Below are 25,516 nucleotides of genomic sequence, written 5' to 3' on the forward strand. Positions count from 1 at the left end.
TGCAAGTTTTTCAATTTCGGTCACATAATCGCGGAGCCGTTCGTTCTGGTGTCAGGACGTAGCCCATCCACCCGGAGATCGCTTCATGAATCCGAGCAATCGCGCTCGCACCCTGCTGATTGTGGAAGACAACAAGGATGTCAGAAGCATTTTTGCGGAAGTCTTTCAGGGCGTGGGCTATCGCGTGCTGGAAGCCGCCAATGGCGAAGATGCCCTGCATGTCATGGCCACCGCCCTCGATCCCGTCAATGTGGTACTCACCGATCTGCGCATGCCTGTCATGGATGGCCTCGAACTGGCCACCCGCATCAAAGGCGATACGCGCTTCTCGGGCATTCCGGTGGTGCTGCTCAGCGCCACGCCGATGACCAACTCCTGGCAGGCGCTGGATGTCTTTTCCGCCCTGCTCACCAAACCCTGTTCCTTTGATCGCCTGCTCTCCACGGTGGACGGCGTGCAGTAATACATTCGCGCCAGCCTTGCGCCAGCTCTGCCGCAACAGGTAACGAATACGCTACCCGTCCGACAGCCGGCACTGACACCATCAAGGGAGCTTCACCGATCCCCGGCGCTGGACACCGGCGCGATGATGCAAGAACTGCGCATGAGCGCAGGGCATTCATCAAGGAGTGAAATCATGTCGAATCAGAATCAAGGCGGGTCCCGCGGTGGTTCCCACGAGCAGCATGTTCAGGCCGGGCAGCAAAGCCACAAGAATGACCAGCAGAACCAGAGCAGCAGCTCTTCCGGCCAGCAGCAGGGTGGCAACAGCCGTGGCGGCTCGCATGAGCAACATGTCCAGGCCGGACAGCAGAGCCACAAGAATGACCAGCAAAATCAGAGCAGCAGCGGCAGCGGGCAGCAGCAGGGTGATTCCACCCGTGGCGGCTCGCACGAGCAGCACGTCAAGGCCGGGCAGCAGAGCCACAAGAACAGCTGACAGCGCTGATCCGCCTCATCAGGCAGCCTGATCAACAGGCCTGCGCGCCGCTTCCCGGAAAGGAACGGCGCGCTTTTGCGCGCTTCCTGCGCGGAGTGGGCCTTTCCATGCCGGGCTGCAGAACTGCCGCCGGGCTTGTTCGTTTTTACTGCAGTCCCGGGGGCAATTCTTCCTGCATGGCGGGGGCCGGCAACAAGGCGGGCGCCGTACGGGCCGCAGGCTGCCGCAGTACCCGCCACAGGAACACGCCCGAGACCGCCATCCCGACCACGACATAGGCGGCATAGAACGCGGCGGCATAACTGCCGTAGTGAAGAAGAGTGTGGATCATGGCCATGCGTCCTTGCGCGGGAGATTCGGGTCGATGGCGTGATCTTATGTTTTATATCATTGATGCAATATCAGGAAATTTCCTAGTTGTATCGCACACACTCCACTGCTGAGCTACTGGATAGCACGCAATCTATTGTGGGGATAGCGTGGCGCTATCAAGCCGGACGCTGCAGTCAACGCAGTACGGCGACCGGCCCATGGCAGACCATGTCACTTCCAGAACATCCACCACGGCCGTTCAGGCCGCAGCGGCGCTGTTGACGCTGCGGGTATCTTCCCGGGCGGCTGCTCCAGCTCGGGAGGCCAGCGCATGGCGCTGTTGGCCGAACCGGCAAGGGCCCACCCGGGTAGTTCGTCGAGCGCACTCTCCGGGTCAAGGCCGGCAAGGTTGAGCATGGCAGGTGTCATCTGCCACGACTGGCGCGCATCCAGCCCTGCCAGGTCCTGGTAACAGCGGCGCAATTCCTGTTCCAGTTCACCCGCCTCCGACATCATGTCCAGCTCGGCCGTCTTGACCAGGATATGGCGCCAGGGCTCAGCCTCGATCCTCGCAATCCATTCTTCATAAAGCGCATGGCGCTCTGCGCCCAGCGCCGGCCGCAGCATCGCCGAACGCTGGCGCAGCCGCGCGATCCCTGTTGCACGCTCGCACGAAAGATAGGCGTGGGGGCGGTCCTCATCATCCCCGTCCTCTTCATCGTAGAAGTCGTCATCCTCGTCGCCCTCGCTACCGTCGTTGCCGTCATCCATGCGCTGCGGATGGGCAGCGTCACCTGTCCCGGCGTCAGCGCCGGCGCTGAGTTGGATATCGTCTTCCGAGAACAGGCACATCCAGAACAAGGGAATGCGCGCCGCGGCTTCGTACTCGGTGCCAATCATGGAAAAGAATTCTTCGGACTGCTCTTCGGTGGGCAGGCCTTCAAAATTCGTGCAATAGAGATAGACGCGATTGCTCAAGGAGCTTCTCCTTCAGGTCTGAGAGGGACGGAGCGGGGATGCGCAGCAGCGCGCCGCCGGACTCAACGGATCTTGATCTCGACGAAGCGATTGCGCGGCTCGGCCACGCCGCGTTTTTGCGGCACGCGCGGATCGCGCGCGCCCTTCCCGATGACTTCGATGCTCAAGGCCTTCACCTCTGCGCGCTGCAGTTCGCGCTCGATCAGGCGGGCGCGGCGCAGGGACAAGGCATCATTGCTGGCATCGCTGCCGATGGCGTCGGCATGGCCGGTGAGGATGAATTCACCGGCGGGAAATTCCTTGATCTCGGCAATGGCCTTCTTGAGCAATTCCTGGGAGGCCGGGGTGAGTCGGTCGGTCCCCAGTTCGAAGAGCAGGTCATAGCTGCGCGGTCGCGCCGGCAGGCTGCGCATGACCTCGGCATAGCGGCGCTCCACTTCGGCGGCCGACAGGGTCTGGGTCGGCTCGGGCTTGCCGCCGCGTGTTTCCACGGCCGCATAGGGCGAGGTCAGCGCGGTCTCGCCGCTGGCTGTCTTGACCACGATGCTGCTGGCAGATCCATCGGCCTGCGGCAGCAGCACGAAACGCTCCTTGGGGCCCGCGCATCCTGCCAGCAGGGCCACCAGCGCCATCATGGCGCAGCTCATCCATGCTTTATTCACCGGCCACCTCCACGATGAAGTCGGTACCACGGATGCCGATGGTGGCCGTCGGGGTCGAGAGCAACTGGCTCTCCGGGCTGCGCTTGCCGATCAGTCCGGAGACGTAGCGCAGCGTGCCCTTGGAGAGGCGCACGGCGATGCTGCCTTCGTCGGTCTTGTCGTTGTAGGCGAACTGTTCGAGCAGGAACTGGCTGTTGGAACCGAGGGAAATGAGCGTATCGTCGCGCAGGGTGAAACCGACCGAACTGGCGGCAGCGGTGACCACGCGGTCACCGGCATAGAGCCGTTCCCCGGTGGACAAGGGGCGGCTCTTGCCACTGCGCTCGGCGCGCACGTCGCCTTGCAAGACCTTGACGATGCCGGCCTGGCTGGCCGTGGCCTCCTGTGCTGTCGCACTGCCCTGCCCCAGCAGCCAGGCGCTGGCCAGCAATACGCTTCCCCATCCGGATACCCGCCCTGCATTGCCTGCCCTGATGATCCCCATGCCCCGTTCCCTTGATGTTGTGATGATGACGTGACCCATGGCATGGCCGACCAGCACGGACGGCAAGATGCCACCGCGCAATTTCACAGAAAATCATCATCAAGGTCAACAACTCTTTACAAAGGCAGGGCGCGCCCGCCGCCGCGAGAGAAGATCAAAACAGGAATGTGCCCTGCTGAGCGCGGCTACCGGGCTCGTTCTTGGGCGCCGGCCAGGCCTTCATGGCGCTGGCGGGATAGTTCAGCAGCAGCTCGCGCGCCCGCTCCGGATGGCCGGCGTTGATCCAGTCGGCATAGTGGGCGCGCGGGATGATGACGAGGTTGCGCTTTTCTTCGCCGGGCTTGTGAAAACGATTCATCAACGGATGCTCATCAGCATTGATGGTGATCTGGGTAAACGAAAATGCATACCCGCCCTCAGCCTCTTCCCAGGCACGCCACAGGCCGGCCACGCAGAAAGGCTGGTCGTCGGCCATGCCGATGGCCCAGCGCTGGGTCGTCGGCCATGCCGATGGCCCAGCGCTGGGCACGGCCGCTTTCGTAATTTGGTTCATAGAACCACTGCATGGGCAGCAGGCAAGTCTGGGCCTGGTGCCACGGACCGGCGTAGCTGCGTTTCTCGGCGATGGTCTCGGCGCGCGCATTCATGGTGGAGATCTGCAGTCCTGCCTGCAACTTGCGCCGCGGCATCATGCCGTAGGTCGCCACGATGAGTTCGGGCTCGCCGTCCAGGCCGGCGCGGACTGCCGGGGCGGCGTAGTCCTGCCAGGTCTCCTCGGGCCAGTCGGGCGTGGCGGAGGTATCGGCACCGGTCAGTGCGGTGATCATGGACTTGGGGGTGGGCTTGTAGTTGACGCACATGGCAGCACAATCGCGATCACGGGGACCGCGATTGTGCCACAGCGTGGCTGGCGCCGTGGCACGGCTGCACCCCAAGAAAAAACCGGCCACGGGGGCCGGTTTCCAGGAAGCTTGACCGCTCAGGAGCAGGTCGCTCAGGCAGCCTGCTTGCCTTCCAGGATGGATTCTTCCAGGGCGATCAGCGATTCGATGGCAGCGATGAGCATGCCGATGCGGTGACGGCGATAGATGAGGCGTTTTCTTGCGCGGATGTTCATGGTTTCTCCAGCAGCCGGCGCAGGGCCGGCGGGTTGACGGGTCGGGCCACCGCCCCCGCGCCTGCATCTTCACATCGGCTGCGAGCGTGCATCCAGCGGGGCGGCCAGCGGCCAAGGCCCGACATTATAGCCGACTGCCGAACCGCGCCTGCCATTGCGCCATACGCGGCCTCACGCCACACAAGCGCGGCGGTAACGCTCGCTGTAGAGGCGGGTCGCCTCCAGGCCCGGCACGAAATGATGCCGCCCGGGGGCCAGCTCGGCCACCAGCGCATCCAGGTCGACCTCGCGGGCGGCCAGGGCGGGCACGGCCGGGGCTTCGGCGGCGGCGCTGTCGCGGCCACGCGCCATTGCCCGGAAACTCGGCTGGCGTCGGCCATCGCTCCAGCCTTGCTCGATCCATTCGCGGATGACCTGCTTCTCGTAGCCATCGAAGACCCCGAACATCTGGCCCCCGGCAGCATCGATCAGGCGCCAGAAGCGGCTCTCGCTGGCCTCCCTGCCGCGCGTGATCCACTTGGCCTTTTCCATCTCTTCCAGGAAGCTGGCCATGCCCTCGGGCTCTTCCAGCCACTGGTTCACCGTCTTGCCGCCGATGCGGCAGTAGTCCGAATGCATCATGCGCCCGAAGGCCGCCTTCTCGGCGAGCACGCGCACCACTTCCTGCTCCAGGGAGAAGGAGCCGATCACGCCCAGCGTGCTGGCGCCCAGCTCATTGAGCAGATAACCACGCCGCACGCCGGCCATGAAGGCCTGCGGATCCGGGGCCTGGGCGGCCGCTTGCACGACCGCCTCGGCAGCCTTGCGGGCATGGCCGCTGGCGGCGTTGTCGATGGTCACGTGCAGGGTGAAGTAATAGGGATCGATGCCCAGCTCATTGAGCTCGTAGGCGGTGATGAGCAGGTGCAGCGGCAGCTGTTCATAGCCCAGGTTGAAGCCGAACACCTCGGCCTCGAACTGCTCGCCATGATGCGCCAGCCCCAGCTGGATGGCGCCTTGCACATAATGGTCTTCGGACAGCGCCGGTCCATGCTCGCAGCCATTGGCCGCCAGCAGGCTGCGATAGAGGGTTACGTGGTTCATGGCGGCATCACCATCGCCCAGCTCTTCCAGGTAGGTGAGGATGAGCGGACGGAACAGCGGATCGCGCCAGCGCTTGACGGCACTGTAGAGCCAGGCGCCATCGACCAGCTTGGTCGGCGCCACGCGGCGCAGGAAATTGAACGCATGCGCCCGGCCGCTGAAGTAGCGCCGGGGAGCGCCCTGCTGACGCTCCTTCAGATAGGCTTCGTAGGCGCTGCCGACCTCGATGGCGCGCGACTCCATCCACGCGGCCAGGGCAGCGGGATCATCGGGCAGGTCGCAGGGCAGGCCGGCGGCTTGCTCCATTTGCCGGGCCAGGTAGTCCCGCCCCATGGCCAGCGCGGCCTCATCGGGCGTCGGCACGAACAGCTGGGCATAGACCTGCTCAGCCTGCAAGGGGCCGTCCTGGTGGCGATAGGCTTGGGCGGCCGAGCGGGCGGCCTGCATTTCCTCGACGGTAGATCGCATACGTCCTCGCGCAAAGTCAATTGCCTGCAGCATGCGCGCTGTGGTGCGGCGGCGCTATCAGCGCCCGGCCTGCCTTGGTGTCGGAGAATGCCCCGGGGGCGGTAGGAGGATGCGGCACGGCCGGCCGCCGGGCCATTGTCTTGGCGGTTCTTATGTCCGATAATCGCGGCCATGAACGATACCGCACAACGCCCCGCCCTCCCCGATCGCCTCAGCATCGATCCCCGCAGCCCGCATTACGATGCGGCCATCTTCGAGCACGACATCGGCATCAAGCTCAACGACAAGGAATTCAACAACGTCAGCGAATATTGCATCAGCGAAGGCTGGATCAAGATTCCCGCAGGCCGCGCACTGGACCGCAAGGGCAATCCCATGCTGACCAAGCTGAAGGGACGGGTCGAGCCGTTCTATCGCTGAACGCCGCCCCTCCACCATTTCCTTCCGGCAATAAAAAGAAAGCCCGCAAGCTGTTGCGGGCTTTTTGCTTTGGCACGGGCCGCGAGCGCGTCTTGTAGTGCGCTTGGCAAGCATGAGATTCATCCGTGCAATCGATCAATCAGGTGTGATTCATCGATCCGGCGCATCAACCACACGCGCCCCATCCGGCCGATTTACCCTCAGGCCGCAGCGCGCTGGCGCCACTCCTGCACGGTCATGCCCGCCACCCGCTTGAACTGCCGCAGGAAATGGCTCTGGTCATGAAACCCCACCGCCACCGCCACGTCCACCACGCTCAGGCGGGGATCGGCCAGCAAGGTGCGGGCTCGCGCCAGGCGCTGGCGCAGCATCCACTGGCACAGCGTATAGCCGGTGCTGGCCTTGAAGACGCGGCTGAAGCAGCTCGATGATAACTGGCACATCATGGCCAGCGTGGCCACCATGATGTTGTCCTGCAGATGGGCTTCGATGTAGTCGAGCACCATCTTTTCCTGCTCGGCATCGAGGGCGCGATAGCGCGGGTCAACGGCAATGGCGGGACGGAGTGGCAAGGGGGCGCTTTCCGGCAAGAAGAAGGACGAACAAGAACGGCCAGCATCTTGCCATGAAAGTGCCGTAGTGCAAACGGCGATCAGCGCGCCAATGCGACTTGCCCTACCCGGAACACGGCCACTGCCTGTACCAGTTCACGGGCCTGGCCCGACAGGCTGATGGCCGCCGCCGCGCTTTCTTCCACCAGCGCGGCATTCTGCTGCGTGGTGCTGTCCATCTGGGTGACGGCCTGGCCGACCTGGGCGATGCCGGTGTTCTGTTCGGCCGTCGCGGCGTTGATGCCGACCATGATGTCGCTCACGCGGCGAATCGAGCTCACGATCTCTTGCATGGTCTTGCCGGCCTGGTCGGCCAGCTGCCTGCCCTGCCCGACCTGGTCGACGCTGGCCGTGATCAGCTCCTTGATCTCGCGCGCGGCCGTGGCCGAACGCTGGGCCAGGCTGCGCACTTCCGTGGCCACCACCGCAAAGCCGCGTCCCTGCTCGCCGGCACGGGCGGCTTCCACCGCAGCATTGAGCGCCAGGATATTGGTCTGGAAGGCAATGCCATCGATCACGCCGATGATGTCGCTGATGCGATCCGAACTGGCGTGGATGCCCTGCATGGTCTGCACCACCTGCTGCACTACCGCACCGCCCTGGCTGGCCACCTCGGCGGCATCGCGCGCCAGCTGGCCGGCCTGGCGGGCACCGTCGGCATTCTGCTGCACGGTCGAACCCAGTTCTTCCATGGAAGCGGCGGTCTGCTGCAGCGCGCTGGCCTGCTCCTCGGTACGCTTGCTCAGGTCGGCATTGCCCTGGGCAATCTGGGCGCTGGCCGTGGCTACGCTCTCCGAATTGCTGCGCACGCTGCCCACCACCTTGCTCAGTTGCGCCGTCATGGCCTGCATCGCCATGAGCAGGCGCGCGACCTCATCACTGCCCTTGACCTCGACGTGCTGGGTCAGGTCACCGGCCGATACCGCCTCGGTCAACCGCACCGCTTCCGACAGTGAAGTGGTGGTGGCGCGGGTGATGGCCACCATCAGCCACAGTGCGGCCAGGGCCAGCACCGCCAGCGCCGCGCACAGCAAGACCAGTTCATTGCGCAGGCGCGGGATCTTGGCTTGCAGTTCATCACGCATCATGTCGAAGGAACTCGTCACCAGCACGAATTGGGTATCGATGATGCGCGTCATGGTGGCCACCCATTGCGGGGCCGGCATGGTCAGCTGGTCGGCGCGCACGATGGCGCTGTCGGCCAGTTTGAAGGCTTCATCGGCAGCGGTAACGGCCGCGGCACGCGCGCTCTCGACGTTGGCTGGCAGCGGGTGGCGGCCCGCAGCAAGGGTGAGGGAACGGCGTGCGCTTTCATAGCTGCGGCGGGCGCGGTCCGACAGGTTTTCCAGGCGGGCACGTTCTTCCGCATCGGCCTGGCCCCGCCCCAGCATCACGGCACCGCGCGCACGGGCCTGGCCCAATGCTTCGGTCAGCTGCGGCAGTTCGGACAAGACCGCGCGCTGCACGTAGAACAGCGCCGCTTCGGCTTCCAGCGCCAGGCCCGAACTGTTGGCCACGTCGTCCAGCAGATCCAGTTCGCGCTTGATCAGTTGCGCATGTTGCACATTGCTCTGCGCGCCCGTGACGGACTTGCTGGCGATGCTCTGCGTGAGCGCGCGCCAGTCGGCATGGAGGCCGTCCAGTGCAACGGTGAGGGCCTTGTCCTCCAGCGGCTGCAGGGCGCTGCGCACCCGGTCGAAGGTGGCATCAGCCTCCTTCTGGCGCTCCGCGCGACTGGCGGCGGCACCCTCGCCATCGGCCAAGTAAAGGGCCGACAGGCCGCGATGCTGCTGCATCTGCTTGAGCAGCAGCAGCAGTTCACGGCCGGGCGCAAGGGCCAGCGACTCGCGCTGGGCCGTGGCCAGGTCGTCGAGGTTGGTGCGCACCAGGAGGGTGGTGGGAACGATGAACAGCATGAAAGCGAGTGCGCCGATGAGGACGAACTTGCGTGAGTAATTGAGATGATTGATCCAGGAGCGCATGGCGTTATTGGTATTGGAGTGGAGGAAGTGGCCATCGTTGGCCGCTTGCGCTGTTGCGCGAGACGCTCCGTTGCGCCATCAAGCCGCTTCGTTGCGGCTTTTTGCAGTCGGGCAATTCTACGGAGGCCGTTTTCTTTTCCCTGGGGATTTCAACAGCGGCGTCCTGTTTTGTTGTGCAATTCCGACCGTCTCGTCTCACATCGCTGTTCCCGATGCAAATACGAGTGATGACTAGACTGGACCGTTGCCAGGAGAGTTCCGCACGGAAAGAAAAATCGGCAGGCAAGGCCGCATGTGTCACCGGAACTCACCGCTTCTCACCGAAAATCACGTGGCCCGCCCCCGCGTCGGACCAAAGAAAATCCGCCGCCCCTGCACACTGCGTTGCGCAGTGCCGGGGACGGCGGATGGGGGAATTGAAGGATGAACGAAGGATGAACGGCGAGAACGCCGCAGTTCAACCCTGGACGTCAGCGCAAGCCCTGCGCCCCGTCCTGCAAGCGGAACACCGACACCAGCTGCGCCAATTGCGCGGCCTGGTCCTGCATGGAAGCGGCAGCGGCCGCTGCCTCTTCCACCAGCGCCGCGTTCTGTTGCGTCACCTGGTCCATCTGCGTGATGGCGCGATTGACCTCTTCGATGCCGGCACTCTGTTCGCGGCTGGCGGCGCTGATCTCGGCCACCACGTCGGCCACATGGCGCACGCTGGTGACGATCTCCTGCATGGTGCGCCCGGCTTGCTCCACCAGGTGCGAACCGTTGTCCACCTTGCTGACCGAATCCTCGATCAAACCCTTGATCTCCTTGGCGGCCTGGGCACTGCGCTGGGCCAGCGAACGCACCTCCGAGGCCACCACCGCAAAGCCGCGTCCCTGCTCGCCGGCACGCGCCGCTTCCACGGCGGCGTTGAGCGCCAGGATGTTGGTCTGGAACGCGATGCCGTCGATGACCCCGATGATGTCGGCGATCTTGGTGGAGGCGCTGTTGATATCGGCCATGGTGCCGACCACCTGCTCGATCACCTTGCCGCCCTCGGTGGCCACGCCCGAGGCGGTAATGGCCAGCTGGTTGGCCTGGCTGGCGTTGTCGGCATTCTGGCGCACGATGGAAGTCAGTTCTTCCATCGAGGAAGCGGTTTCTTCGAGGGCCCCGGCCTGCTCTTCGGTACGTGAGGAGAGATCAAGGTTGCCTGCGGCAATTTCGCCGGAGGCTGTCGTGATGGTGTCGGTGCCCTGGCGCACGCCATGCACGATGCCGGACAGGCTGCTGCGCATGGTCTCGATGGAATGCAGCAGGCTGTGCCGGTCATTGGCCTTGAGCGCCACGGGGGTGGAGAGGTCACCCTGCGCAATCTGCTCCACGATCTGCACCGCGCGCGCCGGCTCGCCGCCCAGCTGGCGCAGGATGGAGCGCAGGATGAAGGCGGCCATGGTGGCAATCGCCCCCATGAGCAGGCCACCCAGCAACAGCAGCACCAGCGCATTGCGATAGAAGGCGTGGTTGATGTCATCGATGTAGGCACCGAAACCGATGGTCCAGTCCCACGGCGCGAAGCGGGTCACGGCATAGAGTTTCTGCACCTTTTCGGTGGTGTTGGGACGCGTACCTTCAGCGATCAGGAGACCGATCTCCTTGCCCTGCAGGGCGGCACGATAGCGGTCGCCATCTTCCTTGGCGGTCTTGTCCTGGATGCCGACGCGCTTGGGGTTGGGGTGAACGTAGTTGAAGTCATCGGTGTAGCCGCGCACGAAATAATAATTCTGCTCCTTGGCAAAACTGCCGATGACCATCTTGGCCTGGGCCTGCGCCTGTTCGCGCGTGAGCTTGCCGGACTGCTCCAGGGCCTGCGCCTTCTCGGCGGCGGCCTTGGCCAGCGTGACCAGCAGCGAGAGCTGGGCTTCGCGCTCTTCCATCATGGTGCGCCTGAGCGTGTTCAACGACACCATGGCAATGATCAGGATGCCCACCAGCGTGGTGGCGCACAGCCAGATGATCTTGGTTCGCAGCTTCAAATTGTCCTCTCCATTTTTTATGATGCGCCATCATCCCGTCCGCCTTCTTGTGGCGAGCGGAGTCGGCCGGTGCACCGGATGCTGATGGCGTAGTGCGATGTGATGAATGCGACGCTGCCCGCGGCAGGCGCAGCTTCCCCAGCTTGACACTCTATCCCGCGCGTGAAGGCAGCCTGGTGAGGAACAGGGAGGTTTTTACGGCTTTATCCTGATATTGGAATGGCTGTGCATCGCCCACGCTGCCCGCCACCGCATCACTTGGTGCGGCCGCCCTCTTCCGGTGTGGTCGGATCGATGCGCAGGTCAGTCTCGAAACTCTGCAGCACGGCGCGCAACTCGCCGCGCTTCTGCATGGCGTCGAGCTGGGCGTTGATACGCGGCAGCAGCTTCACGCAGGGGTTGGCACGGCTCATGGCGATGTAGTTGTCGCTCTCGCTGACGAAGGGACGCAGCGGCATGAAGCGGTCGGACTGGCCGCTCTGGTTCAGGTAGATGACGCCGGTGTAGTAGCCGGTGATGAGGTAGTCGATACGGCCCGAATCGAGCTTGGTGAAATTCATGTAGGCCTTCTGCGCGGTCTCGATGATGAGGTTGTCGCGCATGAATTCATCGAAGCCGCCACCGAACTGGTTGCCCAGCGTGATGGCGCCGCGCTTGCCGACCAGGTCCTTCCAGCCGGCATAGGCAAAACGTTTGTCGCGCGGCACGAACACGGCAATCGGATTGGAAAACAGCGGCACCGAGGCGAAGGCCAGGTATTGCTGGCGCTCCGGCGTGTTCTTCAGCGACGCCACCATGGCCACTTCGCCGCTCTCGGCTGCCTTGAGCACACGCTGGAAAGGTCCGACGTAACGGACCTCGTAGGCAATGTTGAGTGCGCTCAAGGCGCGCGTGGCGATCTCGATGCTGGCGCCGGTGAGGCGCTTGCCGTCATACCAGTGCAAGGGCGCGTAGTCGGAGTCCGCCGAGATGACGACCTTGCTGCAATCGGCCGCCCGGACTGCCGTGGGCGCGGTCAGCGCTACCAGCACGGCCAGTATTGCGGCGCGCTTTGTCGTGTACATGGTTCCCCCCTTTCTTGCTTCATCACGCGACCCTGGAAGAGCGGTGTGCGCAATGGCTCTGCGATCCAGAATAACCCGGTTGTGCCGCCTGCCAAAACGCATTTCGCGCAGCATGGGAGAAAAACGCGTTTTTACCACAGCCTTCTGCAGCTGACCTGTTCCAGATCAACGGCTCCCGGCGGTGAGAAAGGCCGATGCAGCATCAGCCCATCGCACTATCTGCGGGCAGCAATGCACAACCTCACACAAGCTCGCGCGAGCCCCCTGATACGCGCTTGACCTGCCTGGCGATGGCGGCGCAGCAATGACGCAGTGATACGTTTTGTAACGAAACCCGTGCTGGTCGTCAGCTTGCAGACTGACGCGCCCCGGCTTGACTTCCATGCCAATGGCTCGCGCATTGACTCCCTGCAAACTTCGCATTGATGCGGCTTTTGCATTGATGAGCTCAATTGAACTCAAGTTTGCATCAATCGAAAAATCCCCCTGCAGCCTCCATCACGACCCGGCCCGACTGTCAGACGCGCGCGAAAAGTCCGACAAGAAGATGCTGGGCTTTCCGACTGCCGCAGCGCGTGGGCCTTCCTATGATGAAGCCAAGTTTTCAGGCAATGCAGCTACCCGCCCCATGTTCCATGTGTGCCGTGCCTGCTTCCATGAAAACGAAGGCCAACCCTGTGGATGCATGCAAGAACGCATTCGCCACTGAAGTCCCGATTGCATTCAGCCTCGACGAATGCGTAACCAAGGATAAAGGAGAACAGCCATGACCAAGACCTTCCTCACCGCCGCCGTACTGGCCGCTGCCACTTTCGCCACCGGCGCCTATGCCCAGTCCTATGACCAGGGCGGCAGCACCATGCAGGGCAGCCCGCAGCAGCAATACGACTCGTCGTCCTCGAGCTCGCAGTACTACAACTACCAGGGCGACCAGACCAGCTCGCCGGCCGCCATGCAGGAAAGCGGCGAGAACGGCCGCTACGTCGACCGCAAGAGCTACGAAGTGCCCAACGGTCGCCCCAACAACTATGCGCGTGAACTGAAGGACGGCCCGCTGGGTACCTCCCCGGGCGCATAATTTCCTTCCCTCACGTCGACCTCAAAGCCCCGGCCCAGGCCGGGGCTTTTTGCATGCGCGCAACCTCCTCGCGCGCCATGCCGTAGAATCGCGCTTTTGCCGGCGCCTCTTCCTTGCGCCGGACGCACCTGGTCCTGCGATGAATCCTCAACTTGTCGGCCGCGGCATCGGCTTGTCCGTACTGGCCTCTTCCCTGTTTGCGTTTCTTTCCGGCTACACCCGCCTGCTGGCGCCACTGGATGGCACGGACATCTTCGCCTGGCGCATCCTCATCACCCTGCTCTGCGTCATCGGGCTGCTGGCCTGGCGCGGCGAACTGCCGCGCCTGCGCGCGGCCATGGGCGAGCTGCTGGCCAGTCCGGCAAGCGTCGCGCTGCTGGTGCTGATGGCAGCCCTGCTGGCTTTGCAGCAATGGCTGTTCCTGTGGGGCTCGGTCAACGGCCGGGCACTGGAAGTCTCGCTGGGCTACTTCATGCTGCCCTTGTCGATGGTGCTGGTGGGGCGCTTCCACTATGGCGAGAAGATGGACCTGCTGCAGCGCCTGGCGGTACTGTGCGCCTGCATCGGCGTGGCCCACGAGCTGTGGATGACGCGCGCATTCTCGTGGCCGACACTGGCGGTGGCGCTGGGCTATCCGCCCTACTTCATCCTGCGCCGGCGCATCCGCCTCGACTCCATGCTCATCTTCGCGGTGGAACTGATGGTGCTGGCGCTGCCCTCGCTGGCGGCCTTGATGCTCAGCCCCGCCACCCTGCCTACCCTGCACACGCCGGCCATGTGGCTGCTGCTGCCGGGCCTGGGGATATTGAGCATGATCGCGCTGACCAGCTACCTGCGCGCCGGCAAGCTGCTGCCCATGGGCCTGTTCGGCATCCTCGGCTATGTGGAACCGGTCCTGCTGGTACTGGTGGCCATGGCGGTGCTGGGGGAGACGCTGCAGGCCGCGCAACTGGGCACCTATGTGCCGATCTGGCTGTCGGTGCTGCTGACCGCCCTGCACAGCGTCAAGCTGATGCGCCGCCCCGCCGTCCAGCCCATGAATTGAGGGCATTTTCGCGGACTGATCGCGGCCAGCACGGCTGAGGTATCTCCTTATACTGGATCAAACGGTCAACCCTGGGGAGGGATGCGGCCGGCCATAGGGGGAGACAAATCACATGCGGCCAATGCTGGCAAAGGCAGGGAGCGTGGCGCGCCATTCGGTGGCGCGGCGGGCACGGCTGTTCGTCGTGCTGATCTGCGTGGCCATCGCCGCCGGCCACGTCTGGCAGAGCCTGGCCGCGCGCCAGGTACAGCTGGACAACACCCGCGTCTACGCCGGCAACATCGCGCGCGCCTTGGCGCGCCATGCCTATGACGTGTTCCAGGCGACCCATGGCGCGCTGATCAACATCAGCGACCGCATCGACGAGAGCGGCACCACCCATGCAAAGCTGCACGCCATGAGCCCGATCCTGCGCCGCCTGGCCGGCGAAATGCCGCAGCTCGACGGACTCTACATCTTCGACGAACAGGGCAATCGCGTGGCCACCTCCTCGCAGCCGCGCGCCAGCGATGCCAACAACAGCGACCGCGAGTATTTCATCTATCACCGCGACCACGAGGATCCCGAGCCGCGCATTCATCCTACCCTGCTCAGCCGCAGTACCGACCAGTGGGTCATCCCGATGTCGCGCCGCCTGAATCATCCCGATGGCCGCTTTGCCGGGCTGCTGCTGGCGACCTTGCGGCTGGATCATTTCAACGCCCTCTACCAGACCGTGGAGATCGGCCGCGACAGCTCCATCCTGCTGCTGCTGCGACCTGGCAAGGTACTGACGCGGCAACCTTTCGAACCGGCCTTCATCAATCGTGACCTGAGCCTGGACCCGGTCATCGGCGAAGTACTGGCCAGCCAGGGCAGCGGCCATGTGCTGCTGAATTCGCCCCTGGACAATATTGACCGCTACGTGTCGTTCCAGCCGGTACTGGACTTCCCGCTGATCGTCACCGTGACCACCGCGAGCGAGGAAGCGCTGGCACCATGGCGGCAGCAGACCATCGTGTATGGCGCAGCCGTGCTGCTGTTGCTGATCATCATCGGCCTGTTCGGCTGGCGGCTGATCGCCCAGATCGAGTTGCGCCTGCTCGCCGAGGACCGCGCGCTGCAGGTGATGGGCGAGCTGCACCAGGCCAACCAGCGGCTGGAGCAGCTGGCGCATCAGGATGGCCTGACCGGCCTGGCCAACCGGCGCCATCTCGATACCGTACTGGAGGCTGAATTCCGGCGCGCCCTGCGCAGCGGGTCGGCGCTGTCGCTGATCATGATCGACGTCGATTTCTTCAAGCAGTACAACGATCTCTATGGCCACCAGGCCGGTGACGAATGCCTGCGCCGCATCGCCGCCGTATTGAAGGAACGCCAGCGCCGTCCCGGCGACCTCGCCGCGCGCTATGGCGGCGAGGAGATGCTGATGCTGTTGCCCGAAACCGATGCTGCCGGGGCCATGCAGGTGGCCGAAAAAATCCGCGCCGGCATCCAGGCGCTGGACCTGCCGCATCGCGGCAATCCGCGTGGCGTGGTCACGGCCAGCGCCGGCGTGTGTGCCATGGAATTGCTGCCGCCCGGGGAACGCGCGGCGCAAGACCTGGTGGGGCGCGCCGATGCCGCGCTCTACGAGGCCAAGCATGGTGGCCGCAATCAGGTACGGCTGGCGCAGAGGGAGCTGCCGCCGGTCCATCCCTGAAAAATCCGTACAGGAATTGGGCGCAGGAATCGGCGCACGAAGGGGTGCAGGAAAGCGGACAGGAAAGCGCACATGAAAAATGCCGCCGGGCGCCAACCCGGCGGCATTTCTGTTGCAACGGACGAAGGACGCGCCGGGCTTATTGCTGGTGATAGGACGTCACGCGCTCCACTTCATTCTTCGAACCCAGGAACACGGCCACGCGCTGGTGCAGCTTTTCCGGTTGGATGTCGAGGATGCGCTGCTGGCCATCGGTAGCGGCGCCACCGGCCTGCTCGACGATGAAGGCCATCGGGTTGGCTTCGTACATCAGGCGCAGCTTGCCCGGCTTGCCCGGCTCACGCGCATCGGCCGGGTACATGAAGATGCCGCCACGGTTCAGGATGCGATGCACGTCGGCCACCATGGAGGCGATCCAGCGCATGTTGAAATCCTTGCCGCGCGGACCGGTGGAACCGGCCAGCATTTCATCCACGTAGCGGGTGACCGGCGGGAACCAGTGACGCTGGTTGGAGGCGTTGATGGCGAATTCCTTGGTGTCTTCGGGAATCTTGATGTCCTTCTGGGTCAGCACCCAGGCGCCCATTTCGCGGTCCAGGGTGAAGCAGTGCACGCCGTCGCCGGTGGTCAGCACCAGCACGGTCTGCGGGCCATAGACGGCATAGCCGGCGGCGACCTGCCTGGTGCCGGGCTGCATGAAGTCCTGCTCGCTGGGTTCGGTCATGCCTTCCGGGGCCTTGAGCACCGAGAAGATGGTGCCGATGGAGACGTTGACGTCGATGTTGGAGGAGCCGTCCAGGGGATCAAACATCAGCAGGTATTCGCCCTTGGGATAGCGGTTGGGGATGCGGTGGATGGTCTCCATTTCCTCGGAGGCCATGGCCGCCAGGTGGCCGCCCCATTCATTGGCTTCCAGCAGGATCTCGTTGGAGATCACGTCCAGCTTCTTCTGCACTTCGCCCTGCACGTTCTCGCTGCCGGCGCTGCCCAGCACTTCGCCCAGCGCGCCCTTGCCGACCGCATGCGAGATCGACTTGCAGGCACGGCCGACGACTTCGATCAGCAGGCGCAGTTCGGACGGGATCTTGTTGTGCAGACGCTGCTGCTCGATCAGGTGTTGCGTGAGGCTGATACGTTTCATGGTGGTCTTCCTTGCAGTGGTTTTTATTTAATGAATCGGATGAATGAGTGAGGGGGCAATTATCTGTCTGACAGATCAATCGGCCAGGGCCTTGCTGATGACTTCGGCCACATCGCGCGAGAGTTTGGGGGTAGCCGCAACCTGTTGCAGGGCCAGGCGCATCTTTTCCTGCAGCGCCGGGGTGTACTTGCGCCAGCGGTCCAGGCTGCGCGCCAGGCGCGCTGCCACTTGCGGGTTGCTGGCGTTCAAGGCGATCACCTGCTCGGCCCAGAAGGCATAGCCATTGCCGTCCAGTGCATGGAAGGCCGAGGGGTTGCCGTTGCAGAAGCTGAAGATCAGGCTGCGGGCGCGATTGGGGTTCTTCAGCGTGAAGGCCGGATGCTCGGTCAGGGTACGCACGGTGTTCACATCGGCATTGCGGGCCGTGGCTTGCAGGGTGAACCACTTGTCGATGACCAGGGCTTCCTGTTCGAACTCGGCATAGAAGCGCTGCAGCGCTTCGCTCTTGCCGGGGGCAGCGCTGTTCAACACCGCCGACAGAGCAGCCAGGCGGTCGGTCATGTTGTTGGCGTCCTGGTCCTGCTGCTGGGCCAGGGCCATGGCTTCTTCATCATCGAGCTCGGCCAGGTAGGACAGGGCCACGTTCTTCAAGGCACGGTGGCCGGCCGATGCGGCGTCGGGGCTGTAGGCGCCCGGGGTCTGGTGGGCGCGATACACCGCCAGCAGATCATCGCGCAGTTCGCGCGCCAGCGAGCGGCGCAGGAACTGGCGCGCCACATGGATGGCGTGCGGGTCGATGACTTCCATCTGTTCGGCGATCATGGTTTCCGACGGCAGGGTCAGCACCAGTTCGCGGAAGGCCGGGTCCAGCGACTCGTCCTTGAGGGTGGCACGCAGGGCTTCAGCCAGGGCGCCATCGTGCTCGATGTTGTTGAGCACGGTGTCGACCGCCACCACATGGCCGGACTGGCGCGCGGCCTGCACGGCCACCGTCAGGTTCAGCAGGCGGCGCGTGGCCAAGCGCTGGCCGGCTTCCCAGCGGTTGAAGGCATCGCTGTCGTGGGCCATCAGGAAGGCCAGTTCGGCATCGCTGTAGTCGTACTGCAGGACCACCGGGGCGGAGAAACCGCGCAGCAGCGAGGGTACCGGTTTTGCATCGACATTGGTGAAGGTGAAGCTCTGCTTGGCCTTGGTCAGTTCCAGCACGCGGGTGGTGGCACCGGCTTTCTTCTCGCCTTGCAGGGTCAGCGCCAGGTCACGACCCTGCGCATCCAGGAGGCCCACGGCCACGGGAATGTGGAAGGGCTGTTTCTTCTTCTGGCCGGGCGTGGCCGGGCAGCTTTGTTCCAGCGTCAGGGTCAGGGTCTTGCGCTTGGCATCGTAGTCGACTGCGGCTTGTACCAGCGGGGTGCCGGCCTGGCTGTACCAGCGTTCGAACTGCGACAGGTCGCGGCCGTTGGCGTCGGCCATGGCGGCGCGGAAATCGTCGCAGGTCACGGCCTGGCCATCGTGGCGCTTGAAGTACAGGTCCATGCCCTTGCGGAAGCCATCGCGGCCCAGCAGGGTCTGGTACATGCGCACGACCTCAGCGCCCTTTTCATAGACGGTGACGGTGTAGAAATTGTTGATTTCCACGAAGGAGTCAGGACGCACCGGGTGTGCCATCGGACCGGCATCTTCCGGGAACTGGGCCTGGCGCAGCACGCGCACGTCATCGATGCGCTTGACGGCACGGCCGCTGTCGCTGCCGATCATGTCGGCCGAGAATTCCTGGTCGCGGAAAACGGTCAGGCCTTCCTTCAGCGACAGCTGGAACCAGTCGCGGCAGGTGACGCGGTTGCCGGTCCAGTTGTGGAAATACTCGTGGCCGACCACCGCTTCGATGTTGGCGAAGTCGACATCGGTGGCGATGCGCGGATTGGCCAGCACGTACTTGGTGTTGAAGATGTTCAAGCCCTTGTTTTCCATGGCGCCCATGTTGAAGTCGCCCACCGCCACGATCATGAAGCGGTCCAGGTCGAGATCCAGGCCGAAGCGCTCCACGTCCCAGGTGATGCTGTTCTTGAGCGACTCCATGGCGTGCTGGGTCTTGTCGAGGTTGCCCTCTTCCACCCACACCTGCAGCAGCGCATCGCGGCCCGAGTGCAGGCGCACGGTTTCTTCCTGGCAGACCAGCTGGCCGGCCACCAGGGCGAACAGGTAAGAGGGCTTCTTGAACGGATCCTCCCACTTGGCGTAGTGGCGGCCATCGGGCAGGTCGCCCTCCTCGATCAGGTTGCCGTTGGACAGCAGCACCGGATAGCGGGCCTTGTCAGCGCGCAGCATGACGGTGAATTTGGCCATCACGTCCGGGCGGTCCGGGAAGTAGGTGATCTTGCGGAAGCCTTCGGCTTCGCACTGGGTGAAGAAATTGCCGTTGGACACGTACAGGCCCATGAGCGAGGTATTGCGGTCCGGATGGACCAGGGTCTCGATCTCAAGGGTTACCTTGGCCGGGGCGGCGGGGATGGTCAGCACGCCGCCGCCGATGCGGAAATCGCCCTTGGCCTGCGAGAGCGTCTTGCCGTTCAGGCGCAGGGCCACCAGTTCCAGCTCTTCGCCGAAGAGCACCAGGTCGCGGCCGCGGGCGGCGGGGTTGCGGGTCAGGGTGATGCGGGTGGCCACACGGGTATCAGCGGGATCGAGGTCGAAACCCATCTCGACGGTGTCAGCCAGGTAATTGGGAGCGGCGTAGTCTTTACGGTAGATCGTCTGGGGCGTATCGGTGCGCATGGAGGCCTGTCCGGGAAGGGAAATGGAGGTCAGAAAGTGAAGGCTAAGGTGAAGGCTAAGACAGCAGGAAGCCAATTCAGGTGCAGCAAAAACCCGATTTTACCAATCATCCCGCACTGCGCGAATGGAATCGGCCGGATTTGCCGCGCTCTTCTCCGTCCAGCCCTGTTGGCGGGAAGCATGTTTCATATCGGCTCCTGGCCAGTACAATGGCGGAACCGGCACTTGCCCCGGATTGGGGCGAAGCAGGCAGGCGCAGCAAGGTTTCCCGTCGATCGCTTTCCACGCGGGATCAAAATGACCGCGCGCAGGGTCTCACGAGGCCCGGCTTCCTGCCTTTTGCTTCATATCGCCGCGCAGGCGCCCTTCCCATGGCATCCCAGCCTTTTGCCCGGTGCCCGGCCTTTTTTCTGATGGAGTTCGTTCATGAAACGCTGGCTTTATCCTCTTCTTGCAGCGGCCAGCCTGCTGCTGTCCGGCTGCGCCTCGGTGATCGAGAGCAACGTCACGTCCTTCCACGCCTGGTCGCCCGATTACAACCAGCGCGCCTATGCCTTCGCCCCCGCCAAGGAGCAGGAAAACGACCTGCAATACCAGAACTATGCCGGGCTGATCCGGCAGGAGCTGCAATTCCTGGGTTTCACGGAGGCGCGTGACCTGAAGGCGGCGCAATTGCAGGTCAGTTTCAGCTACGGGATGAATACCGAGCAGGTCGTGGTCAGCCGGCCGGCCTACGATCCCTACTTCTACGGCCCGGGCTGGGGACGCTTCGGTCCCTTCGGGCCACGTCCGTTCGGCTTCTATGGACCCTACGGTCCGTTCTATGACCCCTTCTGGGATGGCGGGCCGATGCAGACCACGAGCTATCCGGTCTTCCTGCGCCGCCTGCAGATCGGCATCAGCCAGGCCGGCGACGGCAAGAAGCTCTTCGACGTGGTGGTGGACAGCGAAGGCCAGCGTGCCGGATTGACGGCCGCCATGCCGGCCATGGTACGCGCGGCCTTCGAGGAGTTCCCCGGCCCCAGCGGGGTGACGCGCCACATCCGCATCAAGGTCGACAAGAACGGCCAGCCGGAGAACTGATCGTCCTCAGCCGTGCGGCGCCCGGCCCAGGCGCTTGCCCAGGCCCCAGATGCTCAGCAGCAGCAGTGCCCCGCCCAGCCATTGGGTGGCGCCCAGGGTCTGGCCCAGCAGCAGGGCTGCCAGCAGGACGGCGGTGAGCGGCTCGATCAGGGTGGCGACCGTCAGGGCCGTGGGCGTCAGGCGCGCGGCGCCCCAGCTGAACACCAGCAGCGCCAGCGCTGCCGTGACCACGCCCAGGTACAGGTACCAGGCCTGCGGCGGCAAGCCGCTGGGCCAGTGCAGCGGCCGCGCCAGGCTGGCCAGGCCCATCACCAGGGCGGCCACCACGGTCAGGCAGGTGGCTGATGGGCCGGCCCCCAGGGCCGTCGAGAGTCGCCCGCTGATCATGGTGAATCCGGTATAGAGCAAGGCCGAAGCGACCGAGCAGGCCAGTCCGATGAGCAGGTCCAGCTGGCCCGATGCTGCACCGCCGTTCGTCTCGTGCCGCGCCACGATCAGCACGGTGCCGCCCAGCGCGGCGGTGAGCACCGCCGCCAGGGTCCAGTCCAGCTTCTCCTGTCCGCGCAGCAGCGCGATCACGGTGGAAAACACCGGCGGCAGGCACAGGGCGATCAGCGTGGGAATGGCCGCACCGATGCGCTCGATCCCGAGGAACCAGAACAGCACGTAGCCCGCCATGGTGGTCCCCGCCAGCACCACGGGCAGCAGCAGCGCACGCAGGGTCGGCAAGTGGATGCGCGTGCCGAACACCAGGCACAGGAACACGGCACCGACCGCAAAGCGCCAGAAGGAAATGTCACCCGGGGCGAAGCCGTATTGCGCAATCAGGATATTGACCACCAGGGCGCCGGTCCCCCACAGGAAGCCGGCGCTGCAGGCGGCAATCAGGGCCACGCCCGAATAATGGGGCGCAGCCAGCGAAGGCGTTCTGGAGCCGGACACGGCATCTCCTTGCAATGGGGTGGGGGTGGGTGTGGTGTCCCGGCCGGTGCCGGGCGCAGCGCCACAGTGTAGCCCATCCCCCTGCCGCTCTGCTGGCGCGGCACCGTCGGCTCAATTGATGAAGCGTCCGCCGCTGCCGATGGCGGTCAGGTCGACGAAATCCGAACCACTATGATCGTTGCGGCTGAAGTGCAGGCTGAAGCCGCCGCCGTCGTAGTTGGCCGGGGTGATGCTCTCCAGCGCCCGGATCAGGCCGGCGCGGGTAAGCTGCGGGCCGGCACGGCGCAAGCCCTCGACCAGCACGCGCGCGGCGATGTAGCCCTCCAGCCCGACGAAGTTCCAGCCGGCGCCGCCCTGGCGTTCGACCGCTTTCTGGTATTCGTAGACGATGGGCAGCCTGGCCTTGTTGGGAAAGGGCACCACCTGGGTAATCTCGGTGCCGACCCCGCCCTGCTTCAGGCGCGCCGCCAGGGAGTGGCTGCCCACGAAAGAATAGTGCGAAAAACCGCCCAGGTAGCCCGCCGCCCGCATGCGCAGGATGAGCGCGGCCGCCGGTTGATAGGACACTGCCTGGATCACCACATCCGGGCGCAGCTGCATGAACTGTTCGGCAGCGGCGTCCACGGCATCGGTATTGCGCGCGATGGGCAGGCTCCCCACCACGGTCAGGCCGTAGACGGCCGCGCGCTGGCGCAGGTTCTCCAGCAGCGCCCGGCCCAGTTCGTCGTCCTGGTAGAACACCGCCACCCGCAGCCGTCCCGTGCCTTGCAGCTGGCGCAGCAGGAAATCGGTTTCCTGCTCATAGCTGGCGCGCACGTGGAAGATCAGGCGGTTGAAGGGTTCCCGCAGGGCGGAAGCCCCTGTGTGCGGGGCAATCAGTGGAATACCGGCTTCGCGGATGGCCGGCAGCGCCGCCAGCACCGTAGGCGTGCCGGAAAAGCCGAACAGCGCAAAGACCTTGTCGCGCCAGATCAGTTGCTGGGCATTGGCGAGGGTGCGTTCGGGTTCGTAGCGGTCGTCCAGGCTCAGCAGCCGCACGCGGCGGCCGTGCACGCCGCCACGGGCATTGACCTGGGCAAAATAGGTGCGCGCACCTTCCTGGAAATCACGCCCGACCTCGGCGGCCGGGCCGGTCAAGGGCGCGGACTGGCCCAGTACGATCTCCTTCGCGGTGACCCCATTCTCGGCTGCCAGCGCCACCTGCAGGCAACACGCCAGCCCCCATGCCAGGCGGCCGCACCAGACGGCGACCGCGTGCCAGCTCCTTCCCATCTTCCTCTCCCGCCAAAAAAGTTCTCCCTGGAAGCCCGGGTGTGAAGGAAATCACACCAAGGCCCGAAGGCAGCATTTGACGATCAAGACGAAGAAAATTGCGTTATCCACGCATAGTCTTGGGTAAACCCCGATAACTTGCGAGATTCATACCGAAGTATTTCGATATCCGGCCAAAAACTAGGAGAAGTAGGCTTCGCTGGCGAAGGTAATGACCACGATCATGAGCACCGCGCAGATCAGCACCGCCAACAGCCGCCCGAACTTGGGCGAGCCGTCGGCGCCGGCCGCCTGCTCGGGGGGATGGCCCATGGGATTGTCGAGGCCGGGGTCGCGCGGGGGCTGGTCCATGAGAATTCCTCCTGTGGCAGGGTCATGAGGCGATCACGCGGCCATCACGGGATCAGGATGGTCGAACCGGTGGTCTTGCGGCCTTCCAGGTCGGCGTGGGCCTGGCCGACATCCTTCAAGGCGTAGCGCTGGTTGATCTCGATGCTGATCTTGCCGCTCTGGACCATGTCGAACAGGTCGCCGGCGGTAGCATCGAGTTCGGGACGGGTGGCGATGTAGTTGCCCAGCGAGGGGCGGGTCAGGAAGAGCGAGCCGCGCGAGGCCAGTTCGGACACGCCGAACGGCGCCACCGGACCGGAGGCATTGCCGAAACTGACCATCATCCCGCGCGGGCGCAGGCAGTCCAGGGAGCCGGTGAAGGTGTCCTTGCCGATGGCGTCATAGACCACCGGCACCCCTTTGCCGCCGGTGATTTCCTTGACGCGTTCGACGAAGTTTTCGGTGGTGTAGTTGATGACGTGGGCCGCGCCATGCTGCTTGGCCAGGGCCGCCTTTTCGTCGCTGCTGACGGTGCCGATCAGGTTCACGCCCAGGGCGCGCGCCCACTGGCAGGCGATCAGGCCGATGCCGCCGGCCGCCGCATGGAACAGGATGGTCTCGCCGGGCTGCACGGCGTAGGTCTGGCGCAGCAGGTATTGCACGGTCATGCCCTGCAGCATCATGGCCGCGGCGGTGTCGAAACTGATGGCGTCCGGCAGCTTGACCAGGATGTCGGCCGGCATCACGCGTGCTTCGGCATAAGCGCCATTGGGACGGCCGGCATAGGCCACGCGGTCGCCGACCTGGAAACCGGCCACGCCCGCACCAACGGCTTCGATGGTGCCGGCGGCCTCCTGGCCCAGGCCGGCCGGCAGCGGCTGCGGATAGAGACCGGAGCGGAAATAGCAATCGATGAAGTTCAGGCCGACGGCTGCGTGGCGGATGCGGACTTCACCGGGACCCGGCTCGCCCACTTCCACGTCCACGTATTCCATGACTTCGGGGCCGCCGGTCTTGCTCATGCGGATTGCTTTTGCCATCTGGGTCTCCTTGTATCGGGTGGATTTCAAGCCTGGATATTCATATGTCGAGGGGCAGTATAGAACGCCTCAGCGCTTCTTGCGCGACAGCAGCCACATGCCCGCCAGCACCAGGGCGGTGCCGGCCAGCTGGATGCCGGTAATCGGTTCATCCAGCAGCACGGCCCCCATGAAGAGCGTCGAGACCGGCCCCACCAGCCCAGCCTGGGCGGCCGTGGGAGCGCCGATGCGAGCTACTGCCACCATGGTCAGGAACACCGGCAGCACCGTGCAGAACACCGCATTGAACAGTGAAAGCTGGTACACCGGGGCCACCTGCGTGACCAGGTCGGCGGGCGCTCGCAATATGAAGAACTGGATCAGGCAGGCCACGCTGGACACGCACATGGCATAGGCCACCAGCCGCACGGCACCGACCCGGCGCACCAGCTCGCCGGAAGAGATCAGGTAGATCGAATAGCTCAGGGCCGATCCCAGCACCAGGGCGCTGCCGAGGATGACGTTGCTGCCGCCGGTATGGAGGTCATGCTGGAGCACCAGCACGGTGCCGAAATAGGACACCAGCAGCGCCGCCCATTCGATCCAGCCGACCTTGCGCTTGAAGAAGAAAAAGGCGATCAGCATCACGAAGGAAGGCGTGAGGAACAGGATCAATCGTTCCAGCCCGGCCGAGATGTATTGCAGCCCGAGGAAATCGAGGAAGCTCGACAGGTAATAACCCATCAACCCCAGCACCACGATGCGCAGCACGTCGGCGCGCGCCAGCGGCGGCTGGGTGCGCGCCTTCCAGAGCGCCACGGCGGCGAACATGGGGAAGGAAAACAGCATGCGCAGCGTGATCACCATGACGGCATCGACCTGGTAGCGATACATCAGCTTGGCCACGATGGCCTTGGCGGAAAAGAAGATGGCGCCGATGATGGCGAGCAGCAGCCCGCCCAGGAAGGCCTGGCGCGGGGTGGAATGAACGGGGGTGGGGGCGGCAGTCATGGCCGCGAT

27 protein-coding genes are annotated in these 25,516 nt (G+C 64.4%); 8 read left to right on the top strand and 19 right to left on the bottom strand.

Annotated features, from left to right (window positions below; genetic code table 11):
- Window positions 1-85 precede the first annotated feature (85 nt).
- Both CEJ45_RS22255 and CEJ45_RS22260 read left to right on the top strand, forming a co-directional pair.
- Window positions 86-463 carry a response regulator gene (locus tag CEJ45_RS22255; RefSeq protein WP_088757234.1) on the top strand — a complete coding sequence of 126 codons (378 nt, stop codon included), beginning with the start codon at window positions 86-88 and terminating at the stop codon, window positions 461-463.
- Between the two features lie 174 nt (window positions 464-637).
- Window positions 638-940: a hypothetical protein gene (locus CEJ45_RS22260; protein ID WP_088757235.1), complete on the top strand. Its 303-nt coding sequence runs from the start codon at window positions 638-640 to the stop codon at window positions 938-940.
- 145 nt (window positions 941-1,085) lie between these two features.
- Here the strand turns inward: CEJ45_RS22260 and CEJ45_RS22265 are convergent, their stop codons facing one another.
- The 8 genes from CEJ45_RS22265 to CEJ45_RS22290 form a co-directional block, all read right to left on the bottom strand.
- Window positions 1,086-1,271, bottom strand: coding sequence for a hypothetical protein (locus CEJ45_RS22265; RefSeq protein WP_162292106.1), 186 nt, complete (start codon window positions 1,269-1,271; stop codon window positions 1,086-1,088).
- Window positions 1,272-1,483: 212 nt separating this feature from the next.
- Entirely contained in the window at window positions 1,484-2,230 is a 747-nt protein-coding gene (locus tag CEJ45_RS22270; RefSeq protein WP_088757237.1) for a hypothetical protein, read from the bottom strand.
- A gap of 62 nt (window positions 2,231-2,292) precedes the next feature.
- Window positions 2,293-2,892, bottom strand: a complete 600-nt coding sequence (locus CEJ45_RS22275; RefSeq protein WP_338152879.1) for an OmpA family protein — start codon at window positions 2,890-2,892, stop codon at window positions 2,293-2,295.
- Entirely contained in the window at window positions 2,885-3,376 is a 492-nt protein-coding gene (locus CEJ45_RS22280) for a FecR family protein (RefSeq protein ID WP_088757238.1), read from the bottom strand. The genes CEJ45_RS22275 and CEJ45_RS22280 overlap by 8 nt, the downstream gene beginning before the upstream one ends.
- 154 nt (window positions 3,377-3,530) lie before the next feature.
- The gene (locus CEJ45_RS25225) at window positions 3,531-3,851 is read right to left on the bottom strand and encodes an SOS response-associated peptidase family protein (protein WP_241517410.1); all 321 of its coding nucleotides are present in this window, start codon (window positions 3,849-3,851) and stop codon (window positions 3,531-3,533) included.
- Window positions 3,793-4,236 carry an SOS response-associated peptidase family protein gene (locus tag CEJ45_RS25230; RefSeq protein WP_241517411.1) on the bottom strand — a complete coding sequence of 148 codons (444 nt, stop codon included), beginning with the start codon at window positions 4,234-4,236 and terminating at the stop codon, window positions 3,793-3,795. Before CEJ45_RS25230 ends, CEJ45_RS25225 begins: the two co-directional genes overlap by 59 nt.
- Before the next feature lie 134 nt (window positions 4,237-4,370).
- Entirely contained in the window at window positions 4,371-4,493 is a 123-nt protein-coding gene (locus tag CEJ45_RS25325; RefSeq protein ID WP_255475323.1) for a hypothetical protein, read from the bottom strand.
- A gap of 171 nt (window positions 4,494-4,664) precedes the next feature.
- Window positions 4,665-6,044, bottom strand: coding sequence for an iron-containing redox enzyme family protein (locus CEJ45_RS22290; RefSeq protein ID WP_088757239.1), 1,380 nt, complete (start codon window positions 6,042-6,044; stop codon window positions 4,665-4,667).
- A 171-nt stretch (window positions 6,045-6,215) separates the two neighbouring features.
- On the opposite strand from CEJ45_RS22290, the gene CEJ45_RS22295 reads away from it, so the two are divergent.
- Window positions 6,216-6,464: a DUF3297 family protein gene (locus tag CEJ45_RS22295; RefSeq protein WP_044530646.1), complete on the top strand. Its 249-nt coding sequence runs from the start codon at window positions 6,216-6,218 to the stop codon at window positions 6,462-6,464.
- Between the two features lie 200 nt (window positions 6,465-6,664).
- Here the strand turns inward: CEJ45_RS22295 and CEJ45_RS22300 are convergent, their stop codons facing one another.
- From CEJ45_RS22300 to CEJ45_RS22315, 4 genes are all read right to left on the bottom strand, one after another.
- A complete protein-coding gene (locus tag CEJ45_RS22300; RefSeq protein WP_088757240.1) occupies window positions 6,665-7,036 on the bottom strand; it encodes a helix-turn-helix domain-containing protein in 372 nt (123 codons plus the stop codon).
- A gap of 80 nt (window positions 7,037-7,116) precedes the next feature.
- A complete protein-coding gene (locus tag CEJ45_RS22305; protein WP_088757241.1) occupies window positions 7,117-9,057 on the bottom strand; it encodes a methyl-accepting chemotaxis protein in 1,941 nt (646 codons plus the stop codon).
- Between the two features lie 470 nt (window positions 9,058-9,527).
- On the bottom strand, window positions 9,528-11,069 hold the full coding sequence (locus tag CEJ45_RS22310) for a methyl-accepting chemotaxis protein (protein WP_088757242.1): 1,542 nt from the start codon (window positions 11,067-11,069) through the stop codon (window positions 9,528-9,530).
- 254 nt (window positions 11,070-11,323) lie between these two features.
- Entirely contained in the window at window positions 11,324-12,133 is an 810-nt protein-coding gene (locus CEJ45_RS22315; protein ID WP_088757243.1) for a substrate-binding periplasmic protein, read from the bottom strand.
- Window positions 12,134-12,506: 373 nt separating this feature from the next.
- Here CEJ45_RS22315 and CEJ45_RS24675 point away from each other — a divergent pair, with 373 nt between their 5' ends.
- The 4 genes from CEJ45_RS24675 to CEJ45_RS22330 all read left to right on the top strand — a co-directional run bounded on the left by CEJ45_RS24675 (window position 12,507) and on the right by CEJ45_RS22330 (window position 15,937).
- On the top strand, window positions 12,507-12,842 hold the full coding sequence (locus tag CEJ45_RS24675) for a hypothetical protein (protein ID WP_141107041.1): 336 nt from the start codon (window positions 12,507-12,509) through the stop codon (window positions 12,840-12,842).
- A 57-nt stretch (window positions 12,843-12,899) separates the two neighbouring features.
- Window positions 12,900-13,211, top strand: coding sequence for a hypothetical protein (locus tag CEJ45_RS22320; RefSeq protein WP_088757244.1), 312 nt, complete (start codon window positions 12,900-12,902; stop codon window positions 13,209-13,211).
- A gap of 139 nt (window positions 13,212-13,350) precedes the next feature.
- On the top strand, window positions 13,351-14,256 hold the full coding sequence (gene rarD, locus CEJ45_RS22325; protein ID WP_088757245.1) for an EamA family transporter RarD: 906 nt from the start codon (window positions 13,351-13,353) through the stop codon (window positions 14,254-14,256).
- A gap of 142 nt (window positions 14,257-14,398) precedes the next feature.
- A complete protein-coding gene (locus CEJ45_RS22330) occupies window positions 14,399-15,937 on the top strand; it encodes a sensor domain-containing diguanylate cyclase (RefSeq protein ID WP_241517412.1) in 1,539 nt (512 codons plus the stop codon).
- Between the two features lie 139 nt (window positions 15,938-16,076).
- Here the strand turns inward: CEJ45_RS22330 and CEJ45_RS22335 are convergent, their stop codons facing one another.
- Both CEJ45_RS22335 and pepN read right to left on the bottom strand, forming a co-directional pair.
- Window positions 16,077-17,078 carry a class 1 fructose-bisphosphatase gene (locus tag CEJ45_RS22335; protein ID WP_088757247.1) on the bottom strand — a complete coding sequence of 334 codons (1,002 nt, stop codon included), beginning with the start codon at window positions 17,076-17,078 and terminating at the stop codon, window positions 16,077-16,079.
- A 75-nt stretch (window positions 17,079-17,153) separates the two neighbouring features.
- Window positions 17,154-19,850, bottom strand: coding sequence for an aminopeptidase N (pepN, locus tag CEJ45_RS22340; RefSeq protein WP_088757248.1), 2,697 nt, complete (start codon window positions 19,848-19,850; stop codon window positions 17,154-17,156).
- A 426-nt stretch (window positions 19,851-20,276) separates the two neighbouring features.
- Here pepN and CEJ45_RS22345 point away from each other — a divergent pair, with 426 nt between their 5' ends.
- Complete coding sequence (locus CEJ45_RS22345) at window positions 20,277-20,933, top strand: DUF4136 domain-containing protein (protein ID WP_088757249.1); 657 nt, start codon at window positions 20,277-20,279, stop codon at window positions 20,931-20,933.
- Window positions 20,934-20,939: 6 nt separating this feature from the next.
- Here the strand turns inward: CEJ45_RS22345 and CEJ45_RS22350 are convergent, their stop codons facing one another.
- The 5 genes from CEJ45_RS22350 to CEJ45_RS22365 all read right to left on the bottom strand — a co-directional run bounded on the left by CEJ45_RS22350 (window position 20,940) and on the right by CEJ45_RS22365 (window position 25,507).
- Entirely contained in the window at window positions 20,940-21,875 is a 936-nt protein-coding gene (locus tag CEJ45_RS22350; RefSeq protein WP_088757250.1) for a DMT family transporter, read from the bottom strand.
- 111 nt (window positions 21,876-21,986) lie between these two features.
- Window positions 21,987-23,147 carry an ABC transporter substrate-binding protein gene (locus tag CEJ45_RS22355; RefSeq protein WP_088757251.1) on the bottom strand — a complete coding sequence of 387 codons (1,161 nt, stop codon included), beginning with the start codon at window positions 23,145-23,147 and terminating at the stop codon, window positions 21,987-21,989.
- A gap of 180 nt (window positions 23,148-23,327) precedes the next feature.
- Window positions 23,328-23,498: a hypothetical protein gene (locus CEJ45_RS24975; RefSeq protein WP_166675083.1), complete on the bottom strand. Its 171-nt coding sequence runs from the start codon at window positions 23,496-23,498 to the stop codon at window positions 23,328-23,330.
- A gap of 44 nt (window positions 23,499-23,542) precedes the next feature.
- The gene (locus CEJ45_RS22360; protein WP_088757252.1) at window positions 23,543-24,517 is read right to left on the bottom strand and encodes a quinone oxidoreductase family protein; all 975 of its coding nucleotides are present in this window, start codon (window positions 24,515-24,517) and stop codon (window positions 23,543-23,545) included.
- A gap of 69 nt (window positions 24,518-24,586) precedes the next feature.
- Complete coding sequence (locus tag CEJ45_RS22365; protein WP_154134837.1) at window positions 24,587-25,507, bottom strand: DMT family transporter; 921 nt, start codon at window positions 25,505-25,507, stop codon at window positions 24,587-24,589.
- Window positions 25,508-25,516 lie beyond the last annotated feature (9 nt).

Origin of the sequence: Herbaspirillum aquaticum (assembly GCF_002213425.1) — a bacterium.
Taxonomy (GTDB): domain Bacteria; phylum Pseudomonadota; class Gammaproteobacteria; order Burkholderiales; family Burkholderiaceae_D; genus Herbaspirillum; species Herbaspirillum aquaticum.